The organism is Rhodococcus sp. NPDC059179 (assembly GCF_042754885.1).
Classification (GTDB): Bacteria; Actinomycetota; Actinomycetes; order Mycobacteriales; family Mycobacteriaceae; genus Rhodococcus_G.
Window position 1 is genome coordinate 22,292 of the sequence record NZ_JBHZBV010000001.1, and the last position, 16,560, is coordinate 38,851.

14 protein-coding genes are annotated in these 16,560 nt (G+C 68.4%); 8 read left to right on the forward strand and 6 right to left on the reverse strand.

The features are described 5' to 3' along the window. Positions 1-138: 138 nt before the first annotated feature. Positions 139-675, reverse strand: a complete 537-nt coding sequence (locus tag ACFXMV_RS00120; RefSeq protein WP_378500539.1) for a hypothetical protein — start codon at positions 673-675, stop codon at positions 139-141. Between the two features lie 404 nt (positions 676-1,079). On the opposite strand from ACFXMV_RS00120, the gene ACFXMV_RS00125 reads away from it, so the two are divergent. Next, positions 1,080-2,258: an acyl-CoA dehydrogenase family protein gene (locus tag ACFXMV_RS00125; RefSeq protein ID WP_378500538.1), complete on the forward strand. Its 1,179-nt coding sequence runs from the start codon at positions 1,080-1,082 to the stop codon at positions 2,256-2,258. Positions 2,259-2,301: 43 nt separating this feature from the next. Here the strand turns inward: ACFXMV_RS00125 and katG are convergent, their stop codons facing one another. Together katG and ACFXMV_RS00135 are read right to left on the reverse strand one after the other, a co-directional pair. Next, positions 2,302-4,515, reverse strand: coding sequence for a catalase/peroxidase HPI (gene katG, locus ACFXMV_RS00130; RefSeq protein WP_378500537.1), 2,214 nt, complete (start codon positions 4,513-4,515; stop codon positions 2,302-2,304). Beyond that, on the reverse strand, positions 4,413-4,724 hold the full coding sequence (locus ACFXMV_RS00135) for a hypothetical protein (RefSeq protein WP_378500540.1): 312 nt from the start codon (positions 4,722-4,724) through the stop codon (positions 4,413-4,415). Before ACFXMV_RS00135 ends, katG begins: the two co-directional genes overlap by 103 nt. Positions 4,725-4,836: 112 nt before the next feature. On the opposite strand from ACFXMV_RS00135, the gene ACFXMV_RS00140 reads away from it, so the two are divergent. Next, positions 4,837-5,682 (forward strand): mycofactocin-coupled SDR family oxidoreductase, encoded by an 846-nt coding sequence (locus tag ACFXMV_RS00140; protein ID WP_378500536.1) that lies wholly within the window; start codon positions 4,837-4,839, stop codon positions 5,680-5,682. On the opposite strand, the gene ACFXMV_RS00145 is transcribed toward ACFXMV_RS00140, so the two are convergent. Beyond that, positions 5,679-6,440 carry an IclR family transcriptional regulator gene (locus ACFXMV_RS00145; protein ID WP_378502733.1) on the reverse strand — a complete coding sequence of 254 codons (762 nt, stop codon included), beginning with the start codon at positions 6,438-6,440 and terminating at the stop codon, positions 5,679-5,681. The two genes, ACFXMV_RS00140 and ACFXMV_RS00145, sit on opposite strands and share 4 nt — an antisense overlap. 68 nt (positions 6,441-6,508) lie before the next feature. Between ACFXMV_RS00145 and ACFXMV_RS00150 the strand changes: the two genes are divergently transcribed. The 3 genes from ACFXMV_RS00150 to dmpG are packed head-to-tail and all read left to right on the forward strand — an operon-like array spanning position 6,509 to position 9,302. Further along, a complete protein-coding gene (locus ACFXMV_RS00150; RefSeq protein ID WP_378500534.1) occupies positions 6,509-7,333 on the forward strand; it encodes a 2-keto-4-pentenoate hydratase in 825 nt (274 codons plus the stop codon). Next, complete coding sequence (locus ACFXMV_RS00155; protein ID WP_378502732.1) at positions 7,330-8,274, forward strand: acetaldehyde dehydrogenase (acetylating); 945 nt, start codon at positions 7,330-7,332, stop codon at positions 8,272-8,274. Before ACFXMV_RS00150 ends, ACFXMV_RS00155 begins: the two co-directional genes overlap by 4 nt. Continuing rightward, positions 8,271-9,302: a 4-hydroxy-2-oxovalerate aldolase gene (gene dmpG / locus ACFXMV_RS00160; protein ID WP_378502310.1), complete on the forward strand. Its 1,032-nt coding sequence runs from the start codon at positions 8,271-8,273 to the stop codon at positions 9,300-9,302. The genes ACFXMV_RS00155 and dmpG overlap by 4 nt, the downstream gene beginning before the upstream one ends. A gap of 43 nt (positions 9,303-9,345) precedes the next feature. Here dmpG and ACFXMV_RS00165 read toward each other — a convergent pair whose 3' ends face one another. Beyond that, the gene (locus ACFXMV_RS00165) at positions 9,346-9,951 is read right to left on the reverse strand and encodes a TetR/AcrR family transcriptional regulator (RefSeq protein WP_378502731.1); all 606 of its coding nucleotides are present in this window, start codon (positions 9,949-9,951) and stop codon (positions 9,346-9,348) included. Positions 9,952-10,038: 87 nt separating this feature from the next. Between ACFXMV_RS00165 and ACFXMV_RS00170 the strand changes: the two genes are divergently transcribed. The 3 genes from ACFXMV_RS00170 to ACFXMV_RS00180 all read left to right on the forward strand — a co-directional run bounded on the left by ACFXMV_RS00170 (position 10,039) and on the right by ACFXMV_RS00180 (position 15,500). Beyond that, the gene (locus ACFXMV_RS00170) at positions 10,039-11,076 is read left to right on the forward strand and encodes a beta-ketoacyl-ACP synthase III (protein WP_378500385.1); all 1,038 of its coding nucleotides are present in this window, start codon (positions 10,039-10,041) and stop codon (positions 11,074-11,076) included. Between the two features lie 497 nt (positions 11,077-11,573). Further along, positions 11,574-12,668 carry a hypothetical protein gene (locus tag ACFXMV_RS00175; protein WP_378500384.1) on the forward strand — a complete coding sequence of 365 codons (1,095 nt, stop codon included), beginning with the start codon at positions 11,574-11,576 and terminating at the stop codon, positions 12,666-12,668. A 21-nt stretch (positions 12,669-12,689) separates the two neighbouring features. Next, complete coding sequence (locus tag ACFXMV_RS00180; RefSeq protein WP_378500383.1) at positions 12,690-15,500, forward strand: FtsW/RodA/SpoVE family cell cycle protein; 2,811 nt, start codon at positions 12,690-12,692, stop codon at positions 15,498-15,500. On the opposite strand, the gene ACFXMV_RS00185 is transcribed toward ACFXMV_RS00180, so the two are convergent. Next, positions 15,501-16,490 (reverse strand): rod shape-determining protein, encoded by a 990-nt coding sequence (locus ACFXMV_RS00185; RefSeq protein WP_378500382.1) that lies wholly within the window; start codon positions 16,488-16,490, stop codon positions 15,501-15,503. It lies immediately after the preceding gene. Positions 16,491-16,560: the final 70 nt, after the last annotated feature.

Below are 16,560 nucleotides of genomic sequence, written 5' to 3' on the forward strand. Positions count from 1 at the left end.
CCAACAATTAGAGTCTGGGGGGTTGTTTTTTGTTTAAAACACACCCCGCCTGTCCGCCATACGCCGCGCGCCGCCCCACCCGTCATCGGGTGGCGCGTCGCGCGTTTGCCTGTGTACGGGTGCGGTCCCGCGTCACCGTCAGGGCACTACGGAGATCGTTCCCTTGCAGACGGCGTTCTGAGTGTTGATGAACCGCCATCCCGCGCCGGTCTCGACGGTGACGGTGAACGACACCGTTCCCGTTCCCGTCCAGGTTCGGTTGATCGGGATTCCGGGCGTCTGCTGCAGGGCCGCCTCATCGCTGACGCTGCGGCCGGTGGCTCCGGTCGTCTCGTTGCGCCAGTCGACCAGCACCCGCGTGCCGTACCAGTTGATTCCGATGCTCGGGATCAGACCGCCGGGCGGCCTCGGCAGTTCGTTTCCGCCACTCAGCAGAATCGCCGGCTCGAGCTCGGACGCACCCGGGCGGAGCGACGCCCCCGACGCGGCCCTGATGTTCCACGTGAACGACGGCGCCCAGAAGAGCGGATTCGCGCTCCCGCAGGTCATCGTCGTCGACGTCGGCGGCGCGGGCTGCGCACTCGCGACAGCACCACCTCCGGTCACCACCGCAGTACCCATCCCCACAGCCGCGAGTGCCGCGGCGCTTGCGCGGCGCACCAACTGATTGCTCATGACCACTCCCCTATATCCGATACTGCGAGAACCGAATTGTCCCCCTCACCCTTCATACCCGGAGCACCACCGATTTGTTACAGATGGTGCGATCCGGACAGCCTCACGCGGCCGCATTCGACAAGCCCCGTCGCATCCCATCGCATCCCCCCTCCCAACTAGAACACGTTCCATTTCGAGCCGCGCCGCCATCAGCGGAACAGCCAGTACCGCGATCCGCGATGCCAACTCCTGGCGGCCGCCCGCCGAGACCGGTGCGCGAACACCAGGGATTCCATGGGCCCTCCGAGATGAACCCGGGATGCCGCAGGAAAATAAACCAGTAGGTCCGTTTCCCTTCCATTTCGATAGAACATGTTCTAGTTTTAGGCCTACGGTCGAACACCTAGAGATACGAGGAAGTCATGGGACAGGTCCTGGATCGGATTGAGCAGTACGCGGACGAGATTCGCGCGGGCGGTGTCGAGGGCGACAAGCTGATGCGCCTGTCCGATGCGAACGCCAAGCGGCTGAAGGAGTCCGGGGCGATCCGGATGCTGCAGCCGAAGCAGTACGGCGGTCTCGAGGTGCATCCGCGTGAGTTCGCTGAGACGGCCATGGCGATCGGTGCGATGGACGGCGCGACGGGCTGGGTCACCGGCATCGTCGGTGTGCACCCGTGGGAGCTGGCGTTCTTCGACCCGAAGGCGCAGGAAGAGGTGTGGGGCCAGGACCAGGACACCTGGATGGCGTCGCCGTACGCGCCGATGGGTGTCGCGGTCCCGACGGACGGCGGCTACATCCTCAACGGCAAGTGGTCGTTCTCCTCGGGTACCGACCACTGCCAGTGGGTGATGATCGGTGCGATGGTCGGTGGCCAGGACGGCAAGCCGCAGATGCCGCCGAAGATCCTGCACGTGCTGCTCCCGCGCAGCGACTACGAGATCGACCAGGACAGCTGGGATGTCGTCGGTCTGCGCGGCACCGGCAGCAAGGACCTGATCGTCAAGGACGCCTTCCTCCCCGAGTACCGGACCCTCGACTCGGCGACGGTGTACGACGGCACCGCGCCGAAGATCGCCGGCCGCGGCGAGACGCTGTACAACTTCCCGTTCTCGTGCATCTTCCCGCTGGGTATCACCTCGTCGCTGATCGGCATCGCCGAGGGCGCGCTGGCCTGCCACATCGCGGCGCAGAAGAGCCGGGTCGCGATCACCGGTGTGCCGATCAAGGAGGATCCGTACGTGCTGTTCGCGATCGGTGACGCCGCGGCGGAGATCGCCGCCTCGCGGGCCGCGATCCTCGAGACGGTCGACCGGTTCTGGGACATGACGGAGAAGGGCCAGCAGGTCAGCTTCGAGCAGCGGGCCGTCGGCAGGCGCACCCAGACCGCGGCGGCGTGGCGCGCTGTCCGCGCGGTGGACGAGATCTTCGCTCGCTCGGGTGGCGGTGCGCTGCAGATGAAGACGCCGCTGCAGCGGTTCTGGCGGGACGCGCACGCCGGCCTGTCGCACGCCATCCACGTGCCCGGGTCGATCTTCCACGCGTCGGCGCTGACCCAGCTCGGCGGCGAGCCGCAGGGCCTCCACCGCGCGATGATCTAGGCAGCTCCGCTGCCCGTGCGCGGCTGACGGGTCCCGGGACCCCTTATCCGCGCACGGGTGCGAAGCGCCTCGCGAGGTCGAACCGGTCGAGGTTCATCACCTTGCCCCACGCCGAGGCGAAGTCCGACGCAAACTTCTGCTGCGCGTCGTCGCTCGCGTAAACCTCGGCGAGGGCGCGCAACTGCGAGTTCGAACCGAAGACGAGGTCGACGGCGGTGGCCGTCCACTTCGCCTCACCCGTGGCTCGATCGCGGCCGTCGTACACGCCCTCGGACGAGGCTGAGGCCTTCCACTCCGTGCCCATGTCGAGCAGGTTCACGAAGAAGTCGGTGGTCAACGCCTCGGGCCGGTCGGTGAGGACGCCGTGGGCGGACTGCGCGAGGTTGGCGTTCAGGACGCGCATCCCACCGATCAGGACCGTCATCTCCGGAGCGGTCAACGTCAGCAGGTTCGCCTTGTCCAGCAGCAACCGCTCCGGGGGCAGCTTCTCCCCGGCGCGCAGGTAGTTGCGGAAACCGTCGGCCCGGGGTTCGAGCACGGAGAACGTTTCCACGTCGGTCTGCTCCTGCGCGGCGTCGGTGCGGCCCGGCGCGAACGGGACCGTCACCTCGTGCCCGGCGCTGCGCGCCGCCTGCTCGACCGCCGCGCACCCGGCCAGGACGATCAGGTCGGCGAGCGAGATCCTCTTGCCGCCGGACTGCGCGGCGTTGAAGTCGTCCCGGATCCGTTCGAGTGTCTGTAGCGCCTCCGCCAGTCCCGCCGGGTCATTGGCCTCCCAGTCCTTCTGCGGTGCAAGGCGAATCCGCGCCCCGTTCGCCCCTCCTCGCTTGTCGGTGCCGCGGAAGGATGCCGCCGACGCCCACGCGGTCGACACCCACCGAGAGACGGGCAGACCCGCTTCGAGGATCTTGCCCTTGAGCGCGGCGATGTCGTCGTCACCGACGAGTTCGTGGTCGACCGCGGGGACCGGGTCCTGCCACAACTGCGGCTCCGCAACCCAGGGGCCGAGGTAGCGCGAAATGGGCCCCATGTCGCGGTGCAACAGCTTGTACCACGCCTTGGCGAACTCCAGATGGAGCTCCTCGGGATGGTCCAGCCAGCGCCTGGTGATCGGCCCGTAGATCGGATCGACCCGCAGCGAGAGGTCGGTCACCAGCATCGTCGGGGGGCGAGGCGCCGACGCGTCGAAGGGGTCGGGCACGGTGCCCGCGCCTGCGCCGTCCTTCGCGACGTACTGCCAGGCGCCTGCGGGACTCTTGGTCAACTCCCACTCGTAGCCGTACAGGGTCTCCAGGAAGGTGTTGTCCCACTTGGTCGGTGTGGGTGTCCACACCACCTCGAGGCCGCTTCCCATCGCGTCCTTGCCAACGCCACTACCGAAGGAGCTCTTCCAGCCCAGGCCCTGCTGCTCCAGTGGCGCGGCTTCCGGCTCCGGACCGACCAGGTCGGCCCTGCCCGCGCCGTGCGTCTTACCGAAGGTGTGCCCGCCGACGATCAACGCGGCCGTCTCGACGTCGTTCATCGCCATCCGGCCGAATGTTTCGCGAATGTCCGTGGCCGCAGCCAGCGCATCCGGTGCGCCGTTGGGGCCTTCCGGATTGACGTAGATCAGGCCCATCTGAACGGCGCCGAGCGGATTGGCGAGTTCCCGCTCGCCGCTGTAGCGCTCGTCGCCGAGCCAGACGTCCTCGGATCCCCAGAAGATCTCTTCGGGTTCCCAGATGTCTTCCCGACCGAAGCCGAAGCCGAAGGTCTTGAATCCCATGGAGTCGAGCGCGCAGTTACCGGCAAAGATCAACAGGTCAGCCCACGAGATCTGCTTGCCATACTTCTGCTTGACCGGCCACAGCAACCGGCGTGCCTTGTCGAGGATTACATTGTCGGGCCAGCTGTTGAGCGGGGCGAAGCGCTGCGCGCCTTGCCCGCCGCCGCCTCGGCCGTCCTCGATGCGGTAGGTGCCTGCGGCATGCCAACTCATCCGGATGAACAGCGGCCCGTAGTGACCGTAATCGGCCGGCCACCACTCCTGGGACACAGTCATCACCTCGACGAGGTCACGCTTGAGTGCCTCGAGGTCGAGTTTCTTGAACTCTTCTGTGTAGTCGAAGTCCGCACCCATGGGATTCGGCAACGACGAGTTCTTGTGCAGGACACTCAGATCCAGCTGATTCGGCCACCAATCCTGGTTGGTCCTCGGCCGGTGCTCCTCAGGGGTCGGAGAGGGGATCGCTGGGCTTTCACTTTCGCTGTTGGACACTTCGTGCCTTCCTTCCGAGGAGCGGTCAGGCATGGCGCATCGCCCGCGGCGCGGTCGATGTCGGCGATGGCGCCGCAGGAGCGGCAGACGAGATGGCGATGGTTCGCGGCCTCGAGCACCGCGACCCGGAGGCGGGTCACGCGTAGCTCGGCCGCACGCAACTGCTGTGCGTAATCCCTCGTCGAGGGCACCCGTCTACCATCCCGCATCTTTCTGGATTCGGTCAAGAGATCGGCCGCCCGCCGACGCGAAACGACCTCCCGGATCCTGCCGTCGGTAGATGATGAACGTGTTCCAGTTTCGGACGAATGAAGGAGAACGATGGGTAAGCTCACCGGCCAGGTCGCGTTCATCACGGGTGCGGCGCGCGGGCAGGGACGCGCACACGCCGTGAGGATGGCCGCGGAAGGCGCGGACATCATCGCGATCGACCGCTGCGCCCCCGTGACGACCGCCGGGTACGACATGGCCACGGAAGCCGACCTCGCCGAGACGGTGGCGCTGGTCGAAGCCCAGGGGCGGGGCATCGTCGCCACAGTTGCCGATACCCGCGACCTCGATGCATTGCAGAAGGCCGTCGACGCAGGCGTCGAACGCTTCGGCCGGCTCGACGTCGTCGTCGCCAACGCCGGCATCGCCGCGTCGCCGAAGCTGTCCTGGGACCTCACCCCCGACGAGTTCCGCGAGATGATGGACATCAACGTCACCGGCGTCTGGCAGACCACCAAGGTTGCGATCCCGCACATGATGGCGGGGAACCGTGGCGGTTCCATCGTGCTGATCAGTTCGATGGCGGGCCTGCGAGGAGTCCCGGGGATCGTGCACTATTCCACCGCCAAGCACGCCGTTCGAGGGATGACGAAGTCGCTGGCAAACGAACTGGCCTGGGCAAACATTCGCGTGAACTCGGTCCATCCCGGCAACGTGCGGACGACCATGATCGACAACGACGCGATGGTGCGCGGATTCCGCCCCGATCTCGAGAACCCGGTGCTCGACGACACCGCCGAGATCATGCAGAAGCTCAACCTGCTGCCCCAGCCCTGGGTCGAGGTCGAGGCGATCTCGGACGCGGTCCTCTACCTCGTCGGCGACACCGGACGCGGAATCACCGGAATCGCCCTGCCTGTCGACCTCGGCACCTCCGAGAAGTTCGCCGCCGGCTAGCGAATCCGCTCGCGGCGGGCAATCGTGCTCCCCAGGCCCGCCGCGGCGGCACGAACGGCAGTGGCCTGAGCCTCGGGCCGGAACCGGCCCGTCGGTCCGGTGACGCTGACCGCCGCGACGATCTCCCCGTCGTGGCCGACGACCGGGGCGGCCACACACACGATCCCGAGCGCGGACTCCTCGTGCTCGAACGCCACCCCGGTCTCGACGATCCGGGACAGCTGGCGGCGCAGCATCCCCGGCGCCACCACAGTGTGCACGGTGCGTCGGACCAGGGGCGCCTCGAGCACTTCCCGTTGCAGGTCGGGGGCGGCGTACGCGAGTAGCGTCTTACCGATCGCCGAGCAGTGCAGCGGAATCCTGCCACCGGTCCGGGACGGGGACTTGGCCTGCCGGTGCCCGCCGATCTTGGCGACGTACACGACGTCGTGACCGTCACGGACCCCGAGATGCACGGTCTCGTGGGTCCGCTCGTACAGGTCCTGCAGGAAGGGCATCGCCATTTCGAGCAGGCTGCGTTCGAGCGAGGCGAGCATCCCCAGCTCGAAGAGGCCGCCACTGAGCCGGTAGCCGCCGTCCACCCGGTCGAGGAGCCGGTTCGCGACCAGCTCCCCCGCCAGGCGGTGCACGGTCGCCTTGTGCAGCCCGCTCCGGCGGACCAGTTCGGCGAGGGGCAGCACCTGATCCTCGGGGCGGAAGGCGCGCAGGATCGTCACCGCCTTGCCGAGCACGGTGTCGAGGTTCGCGGCGCCCGTCATCGTTCGAGCGTATCGCTGAGTGAGACAACTACCTGGCCCGGGCACGCGAATCCCGTAACAGTAGGGACATGACCCAGCCCACGAATTCCACCGCAACGAGCGAGACCGCCATCGCCGCTGCCGCGGATCGCCTCGCGGCCGCCGCCGCGGCCGGTGTGCCGTGCGCGCCGATCCGGGAACTGATCGGCGCCGACAACCTCGAGGCCGCGTACGCGGTCCAGCAGCGCTTCAACGATCTGCGCGTGCAGTCCGGTGCCCGAGTGGTCGGCCGCAAGATCGGCCTGACCTCGAAGGCCGTGCAGCAGCAGCTCGGCGTCGGCCAGCCCGACCTCGGCGTGCTGTTCGACGAGATGGAGTTCGCGAACGGCGGGGACATCCCGATGTCCCGGCTGATCCAGCCGAAGATCGAGGGTGAGGTCGGGTTCGTGCTGGGCGCGGACCTGATCGAGGGCCCGCTCGACGCCGCCCAGGTCCGCGGCGCGATCGATTACGCCGTCGCCTCCCTCGAGATCTGCGACAGCCGGATCCAGAACTGGGACATCCGGTTCGGCGACACCGTCGCCGACAACGCGTCGTCGGGTGTGTACGTCCTCGGCACCGAGCGCCGCACCCTCGACGAGGTCGAGCCGGTCGACGTCACCATGTCGATGACCGTCGACGGCCAGGAGGTCTCCTCCGGCACCGGCGCCGCCTGCCTGGGCGACCCGATCGAGGCCGTGGTGTGGCTGGCCCGCACCGCCCGCGACCTCGGCCAGCCGCTGCTCGCCGGTCAGGTGATCCTGTCCGGCGCCCTCGGCCCGATGGCGACCGTCGCCGCAGGCAACACCGTCACCGTCACCGTGTCCGGTCTCGGCACCGTGACCGCCCGATTCGTGGAAGAGAAGGAAGCATGAGCAAAGTCAAGGTCGCGATCATCGGATCGGGCAACATCGGCACCGATCTGATGATCAAGGTGCTCAATCATTCGGAGCACCTGGAGATGGGTGCGATGGTCGGTATCGATCCCGCCTCGGACGGCCTGGCACGGGCCGCCTCCCTCGGGGTGCCGATCACCGCGGAGGGCGTCGAGGGCCTCGTCGCGCTGCCGAACTTCGACGAGATCGAGATCGTCTTCGATGCCACCTCGGCGAAGGCGCACGTCGCGAACAACGAGCGGCTGCAGGCGTTCGGCAAGCGGATGATCGACCTCACCCCGGCCGCCATCGGGCCGTTCGTGATCCCTGCGGTCAACGGCGACGAGCACCTCGACGCCCCGAACGTGAACATGGTGACGTGTGGCGGCCAGGCCACCATCCCGATGGTCGCGGCCGTCTCCCGGGTCGTCCCGGTGGCGTACGCCGAGATCGTCGCGTCGATCGCGTCGAAGTCGGCAGGCCCCGGCACCCGCGCCAACATCGACGAGTTCACCGAGACCACGTCCAGCGCGATCGTGTCGGTCGGTGGCGCCAAGCGCGGCAAGGCCATCATCATCCTCAACCCCGCCGAGCCGCCGCTGATGATGCGCGACACGGTCTTCTGCCTCGTCGACGCGCCGGACCCGGCCACGCACGACGAGATCCGCCAGTCCATCGAGAAGATGGTCGGCGACGTCTCCGCCTACGTGCCCGGCTACCGGCTCAAGCAGCAGGTCCAGATCAACGAGATCCCGGCCGACCAGCCGGTCGAGACCCTGGTCGTCGACGGCAACCGCCCGACGCACCAGGTGTCGATCTTCCTCGAGGTCGAGGGCGCGGGACACTACCTGCCCGCCTACGCAGGCAACCTCGACATCATGACCTCCGCAGGACAGCAGATCGCGGAGCGGATCGCACAGAAGAAGGAAGCCACCCGATGACCACCAACCCCACCATCTTCGTCCAGGACGTCACCCTCCGCGACGGCATGCACGCGGTGCGTCACCGGATCTCGCCGGAGGACGTCAAGCGGATCGTGACCGCCCTCGACGCCGCAGGCGTGGACGCCATCGAGGTCGCGCACGGTGACGGGCTCGCCGGCGGTTCGGTGAACTACGGCCCCGGCTCCAACACCGACTGGGAGTGGATCGAGGCCGCGGCGGAGTCCATCCAGAACGCCCGGCTGACCACCCTGCTGCTGCCCGGCGTGGGCACCATCGAGGAGCTCAAGCACGCGTACAAGCTGGGTGTGCGCTCGGTGCGCATCGCCACGCACTGCACCGAGGCCGACGTCTCCGCACAGCACATCGAGACCGCCCGCGAGATCGGCATGGACGTCTCCGGCTTCCTGATGATGAGCCACATGGCGCCCGCCGAGGAGCTGGCCAAGCAGGCGAAGCTGATGGAGTCGTACGGCGCGCACTGCGTCTACGTCACCGACTCCGGTGGACGCCTGACCATGGGCGGGGTCCGCGACCGGGTCCGTGCCTACAAGGACGTGCTGAACGAGGGCACCGAGATCGGCATCCACGCGCACGAGAACCTGTCCCTGTCGGTCGCGAACAGCGTCGTCGCCGTCGAGGAGGGCGTCTTCCGCGTCGACGCCTCGCTCGCCGGGCACGGTGCGGGCGCGGGCAACTGCCCGATCGAGCCGTTCATCGCCGTCGCGGACCTGTACGAGTGGAAGCACGGCTGCGATGTGTTCGCCCTGCAGGACGCCGCCGATGACATCGTCCGCCCGCTCCAGGACCGGCCGGTGCGCGTCGACCGCGAGACCCTGACCCTCGGCTACGCGGGCGTGTACTCGTCCTTCCTGCGGCACGCGGAGGTCGCGTCGGCCCGCTACGGCATCGACGTGCGCACCCTGCTGCTCGAGGCAGGCAAGCGCAAGCTGGTCGGTGGCCAGGAGGACATGCTCACCGACATCGCGCTGAACCTCGTCGCCGAGCGCGAGGGCGCCAGCGCCTGATCTCAGGCATCGCTCGACTCGGGCGCTGTGACCGTTCTTTCGGTCACAGCGCCCGAGCTGTATCTGCCTCGTGCGCGAGGTGGTGACTCAACAGAACGCGGAGCTGGACGCGCGCATCGACGAAGGGCTGACTCGACTCGAGCGCGCGGCTCTGCACGATGGCGCCCTCGATGACCGACAACAGCAGCCCTGCCATCGAGCGCGCGGTGGTTCGTTCGATCCCCGCCGCGACCATGCCGTCGGCGAGCCGCGAGGTCCAGTCGGTGAACGCCTGACCGGCAGCGGACTGCACCGCCGGGTTCAGCTCGTCCAGTGCGGCCGCCATCATGAACGAGCCCAGCCGGTACTCGCTGGACTCGAGCGGCTCACGCCAGAACGCGAACAGCTCGTCCAACCACTGTTCCACCGACGGCGTGCTCGCCAGCTTCTCCGCCATCACGCTCAGGTGTGAATACACCACTCTCGAGACGATCCGTGCCGCCGTCTCCACGAGTTCGCACTTGCCGGACGGGAAGTGCTGATACAGCGAATTCCGAGACGCATTGCTGCGTTTGAGCAGCTCTGTCAGCCCGGCCGCATGCACCCCGACCTCCTGCACCATCGCGATGGTGCTCGCGAGGAGGCGAGCTCGCGGTCGTGCCGTCGTCATGCGGGGCCCTTCCTGACTGGTGTGGACCGATCGGTTCAGGTTTAATTCTAACCATGTGTACCGATCGGTTCACATGGAGAGGATGCTGTGCCCGCCCCCATCGCCACCGCCAGTCCCGTCGCCCATACGGCCCTCCTGGGTCTCGGGGTGTACCGGCCCCGACGCGTCGTCCCGAACGCCGAGATCGTGGACCGCATCGACTCCTCCGACGAATGGATCCAGACCCGATCCGGCATCAAGTCCCGCGGCTGGGCCGAGCCCGACGAGACCATCGTCTCGATGAGCGTCGCGGCCTCCCGCGACGCCCTCGCCGCCGCAGGCATCACGGCCGAGCAGGTCGACGCGGTCGTGCTGGCCACGTCCTCACAGATGGTCCTCGGACCGTCGGCCGGGGCCGTGGTGGCCACGGAACTCGGCATGAACGACACCGCGGCCTACGACATCTCCGCCGGGTGCGCGGGCTTCTGCTACGCCCTCGGCAACGCCGCGAGCCTCGTCCGCGCCGGGCAGGCCCGCCACGTCCTGGTGATCGGCGTGGAACGGCTGTCCGACCTTCTCGATACGGCCGACCGGACGTGCGCGTTCATCTTCGCCGACGGAGCGGGCGCGGCCGTCGTGGGTCCCTCCGATGCCGAGGGAATCGGTCCGGTCGCATGGGGCTCGGACGGAACCCAGACCACGGCGATCAAGCAGGACAAGGACTTCATGCAGTACTTCGCCGAGGTCGCGGCGGCCGAGGCGAGCGGCGGCACCACGGAGCGGCCGTACATCCGGATGAACGGCCAGGCGGTGTTCCGTTGGGCCGTGACCTTCTTGGAGAAGGCATGCCGCGATGCCCTGGAGAAGTCCGGCATCACGGCGAACGACCTGGACGCCTTCGTGCCGCACCAGGCAAACAGCCGCATCACCGACGCGCTGATCCGGACGCTGGGCCTGCCCGACACCGTCGCGGTCGCCCGCGACATCATCGAGACCGGCAACACCAGCGCGGCGTCGATCCCGATGGCCATGGAACAGCTCCTCCGCTCCGGCGGCGCCAAGCCCGGCGACACCGCGTTGCTGCTCGGCTTCGGCGCCGGACTCGCCTATGCCGGGCAGGTCGTCCGGCTCCCCGTGATCGCGTGAGCCACCGCCGTCGGGGCCCGGCCGGCTCGGGTGGATCCGCCCGGCCGGCCCCGCGGCCCGAGACGACATCGTTACGTGCGCCGCGGCGCCTTTCGGTGTAGGGAATCGTCAAGCCACCCATCGCGAGTCCCGTTGTGCCGTCCGACGTCTGGCGAACTGACGGGTCGGTAGTGACACGCGAGGGGCCCCTTCTGACGGGACCTTCTCGCCTTCGCGTTTCTGCCCCCTGCGGACCGGATCGGAGTTAAATGGAACCGCACAGGCACAAAGGATTTCGACACGAGTAAACCCAACTCAAGGTCCGTCGCCCACCCGCTCCGGTCTGGTCACACCCCGCGGGAGGCCTAGCTTCGGGATGCGCGATGATCCAAGCAGTCTTGGGACTCCATGCGAGGAGGAGCGAGCCCGTCGCGGCCCGACTCGAACCGCCCCGACAAATCGCTGCCGACGCATCTGGTGGCGGGGTCCCGCTCCGGAGGCTGCTTGCGGTTGCGCTGTTGACCCCGGCCCAGGCCGCGCTGCTCGTCACGGATGTGGTCGATCAGCTCGAACAGGCGCGCGGCCAGATCCGCCTCCGGGGCGATGGCGTGACGGTGTCCGAGAGTGGTCGGCTCACGATCGAGTGCACCGGGAGCGCGTCGTCCCGGCCCGCGGTCAACGAGGCGATGGCGGGCCTGGTCCGAAGTATCGCGTCGAATTGTCGCGATTCGGCATTTGCCGACCGGTTGTCCGAATCGATCGCCGAGACAACGGATCTGGCCGGCCTGACGCAACGGGTTCGTCAGGCGGTCGCACCCGAGTTGGACCCGACCAAGGAGGCGAGGAGGCGGCACCAGCTTGCCGAGCTCGTCTCGGCGACCATGGGGCGCCCCCTTCCGGACGGTCGGGTGGTGACGGAGCAGGCGAACGTGCAGGCGTCGCCGGGCACGCCGCCCGGATCCTCGCTCGCGCCGAGCGGCTGGTATCCACCGGCCCGGAGTGTGTGGCATCGCAGGCGGAGACGGCCGTCGTGGCGCCGAGGCGTGGTCGGCCTGATAGCGATCCTGATGCTCGTCGGGGCCGTGTGGACGGGTCCAGGAGCATGGTCGGAGCTGCGCCGTGGCTGGGACGCCCTCCTGAATCCGGCGAATCCGTCCGAGCAGAATCACATCAGCCCGGTCTCGCTACCGCCCCCCGCGCCCGTAGCCGGCCCGGACAACTCACCGACCGTGCAGGGAACCAGCGAGCCGGGTCCCGTCCATACCGGACTGCCGGGCAGCGCGGGGCCGATCAGCCGGGTCACCGCCACCTTCGCCAACGGGGAATGCGCGACGGGACAACCGTGCACCATGCGGGTCGACGTCCACGTCGATCCCGCGGCGAATGTCGGCGCGGTGACCTGGCATGTGAGCGTGTACGACCGGTGCTCCGGAGCCGTCCATCCGGGCAATGACGTCACGATGCCGGTGCCGCCGGGCGGTCAGCAGGCGTATGGCATCACCACCGTCGCCCTGCCGCCCGCGCCCGCGCTCGCGCTCGCCGCGCTGACCAGCGCCCCGGCGTCAGCCGCGTCGGAGCCGGCATTCGTGCCCGCCGAGAACGCAACCTGCTGAGGCTGCGGGGACGGGGGACGCATGCTGGGACAGAAGCGAGAATCCGACCCCTGGCTCGTCGGGGCGGCGATCAGCCTGGTCGTGCTCGGCCTGCTCAACCTGATCTCGACGGGGAAGACGACGGATGCTGTCCGTCACGCACTGTTCGCTGCCGTCGGCCTCGGTGCGATGTACGCGATATCGCGCCTGCGGCCCAGCAACCTCCGACGCTTCGGCTGGACGATGTTCGCCGCTTCGGTCGTCCTGCTCGCGGCGGTGCCACTCCTCGGGGTCGCGACCAAGGGCGCCCAGCGCTGGCTGGACTTCGGCCTGTTCACCGTTCAACCGTCCGAGCTCGCCAAGCTGGCACTGGTCCTGGTCCCCGCGGCGATCTTGGCTGGCGGGTACACCCTCGGCCGGTTCGCGGCGACCCTGCTGATTTCGAGTGTGCCGATCGGCCTCGTCGCGCTGCAGCCCGACCTGTCGACCGCCGTGGTGCTCACCTCGACCGTGATCATCATGCTGATCCTGGCGAGGGTGCCGCTGCTGCCGCTGCTCCCGCTGTTCGCGCTCGGGATCGCCTCGCTGCCCCTGGCCGTGCTGTTTCTCCGGCCCTACCAGCTCGAGCGGATTCACGTGTTCCTCTCGACCAACGCCGACCCGCAGGGGTCGGGTTGGGCAGCGTTGCAGGCGGACATCGCGATCGGCAGCGGCGGGTGGTTCGGTCTGGGGCGTGAACCGTTCTACGACCTGCGGTCCGAATACCTTCCCGAATCGGAGCACGACCTCGCCTTCGCGAGCCTCGTGTACGGATGGGGTCTGTTCGCGGGCCTGGCGGTCGCGGTCGCCACGATGATCATCGTGTGGCGGGCCGTACTCGCCGCCCGAACGGCAAGGACCAGGGAAGCTGCCCTCGTCGCAGCCGGGATCGGCGGGCTGTTCGGAGTGCAGGCCGTGGTCTCGATCGCGGCGAGCCTGTCGCTCCTCCCGCACACCGGCATGCCGATCCCCCTGTTCAGTTACGGGGGCACGGCCGCAATCCTCGGATTCGTCGCGGTCGGGCTGGTGCTGGCGATCCGCCGCGACGGCGTCACGCGTCCCCTGTGGGCCACCGAGTCCAGGCGGCGCCGCCTGCCCCGCGGAGTGTCGGCTGGTGCCGTCACCGTCACGGCGATGCTCCTCGCGATGTCGTTGTTCGCGTGGCAACTGCAGAGCGGTCGGGGTGCGGAATTGCGCGCGATGAGCGACGTGCAGATGGAGCGTTGCATCCGCCTGCCCGCCGAGCGGGGTCACATCCTCGACCGCAACGGCGAGCCGCTCGCGTACAACGTCCCCGAGTACGCCGTCGCGGTGGTTGCCCGAATGTTCGCCCGGGACGATGCACCCGTGCTCGCCGAACTGGCCGCGCTGCTCGGCGTCACCCCGGACCAGCTGGCGGCGACCCTGGAGAGCGGTGGCCAGGAGTTGGAGGTCGTTCTGGGACGGGTGACGCCCGAGCAGGCTCGGCGAATCGTGGACGCGGGGCTCCCCTGGGTGCTCGTGTACCCGACCGGCCGCAGGCACTACCCGCACGGAGCATCGCTGGCATCGATCCTCGGGCACGTCGGGGTTGCGGACCCGTCGGACATGGAACGCTGGCCGCACCTTGCCCTCGGATCGCGGGTCGGCAAAGCGGGACTGGAAAAGCAGTACGACGCGGTGGTCCGCGGCACCGACGGCAAGCAGTGCATGTACGTCGATCCGTCCGGGCGTCTGATCGCCACCGGCGAGCGGGTGGACCCGGTGCGAGGACACGACCTGCGGTTGCACCTCGACATGGGGCTGCAGCAGCTCGCGACCGATGCGCTGACCGACGCGGTGCGCACCAGTGGCGGCGACCTGGGCGCGGCGATCGTGATGGACGCCCGCACCGGGGCGGTGCTGACGCTGGCCAGCGTGCCCGGATTCGACAACAACGTCTACGGTCCGCCGGTCGACATGGTCGCGCTGGCGGCACAAACCGAGGGACCGGGGCCGGGGCGGATGCTCAACCACGCCGCCCAGTCCGCGGCACCGCCGGGCTCGGTCTTCAAGATCGTCGTCGCGGCGGCAAACGCGAAGTACAACGTGCTGTCGCCGGACGCCGAACTCGCGGGCGGCGCGTCATACACCTACGGAGGGCACACCTTCGCGAACTGGCAACCGATGGGACCGAACAGTTTGGTCGGCGCGCTCCAGTGGTCGGACAACGTCTACTTCTACCAGCTCGCCGAACTCCTCGGCCCCGAGCGAATCGCGGCGACCGCCACCGAGCTGGGCGTGGGCGAGGAATCGGGGATCGACCTGCCGGGCGAGTCCGTGGGTTTCCTGGGCACACCGGAGAACGTCGCCAGCATCGGGGGAACCTGGTACCCGGGCTCGACGCTGCTGATGGGTATCGGTCAGGGCACCGTCAGTGCGACTCCGGTGCAGTTGGCGCGCTGGACGTCGGGCATCGCCACCGGCTCGACGGTGACACCCCAGCTCGCCGCGGCGTACGGTCCGGACGCCTTGCCCATTCCCACCGCGGAGCCTCGTCGACTGTCCTTCGCGGACCAACTCGGCCCGGTGCGCGCGGGGATGCGGGCATCTGCCGCGGCCGGTACCGCCGGGCAGCTGGCGTCGCTGCCGGTCCCGGCTGGCGCCAAGACCGGAACGGCGGAGGATCCGTCGGCACCCGGGAAGGGCCTCAATGCCTGGTTCTCCGCTGTGGTGCCCTTCGACGCTCCCGAGATCGTGGTCTCGGTGTTGGTCCGTGGCGGTGGTTTCGGGTCGGCAACGTCCGGCCCCGTCGTCAAGAAACTCCTGGAGCGCTACCTCGCGCAACCACGGTGATCAGCTGCTGTACGCGGCGACCACCTCGGGGTGATCCAGACAGGCGGTGGCACCCTCGGCGACGCAGGTGAGCGGGCGCTCGGCCGTCTTCACCGGCAACCCGAAGGACTCTTCGAGCAGCTGCGACAGGCCACGGAGCATCGCCCCGCCGCCGATCGCCAGCACCCCTTCGGACATCACGTCACCGATCGCCTGAGGGGGAAGGTCCTCCAGGCATGCCGTCAATGTCTGCACGATTCCCGTTGTGATCGGCCGCAGCGCCTCGACGATCTCCTCGGTCTCCAGTGAGACCAGTCGTGCGCGGCCGGTCGCGGCGTCGCAGCCCTCCACCACGAGCGAATCTCCGTCGGCGCTATCGGGCGCGCCCATCTTTGCCCGCTCGGCGGTGAGCTCGCCGACGATGATCTGGTGTTCCTCCCGCAGGTATTGGTACAGCGCGTTGGTCAGTTCGTCCCCCGCCAGTCGGCAACTGCGGTGGGAAATCACGCCGCCGAAACAGATGGCGGTGATCTCGGAGGTACCGCCGCCGATGTTGACGACGAGGTGGGCGCGCGGTTCGAGCGGGTTGATCCCGCAGCCGAGGGCACCCGCCACCGGCTCAGGTATCAGTCCAACCTTTCGCAGACCGGCCTCATGTCCGACCTCGAGCATTGCCCGACGCTCGAGCGGGGTGGCGCCTGCAGGAACCGAGATGACACCCTTTGGCCGCATACCGTATCTCCGGGGCTGGGCGGCCCTCTTGATGACGGCCGTGACGAATGCCCGGGCCGACTCCAGGTCCACGATCACCCCGTTGCGCATCGGACGAACCTGCGTGATTCCGACAGGAGTGCGGCCGACAAGGCAACGCGCATCCTGGCCGATCGCGAGAGCGCGGTGAGGATCCTTTGTTCGAACCAACATGAATGATGGCTCGTTCAGGACGATCCCGTCTTCGGGGGTACCGACGACAGTGTTGGCAGTTCCGAGATCGATACCTAGTCCGCCCACGTCGGCCTCCAAAAGGGATCCCCTGCGAGACACTAAATGCTACGCAGGCCGAGGAGTTTCGTGTTGGTTT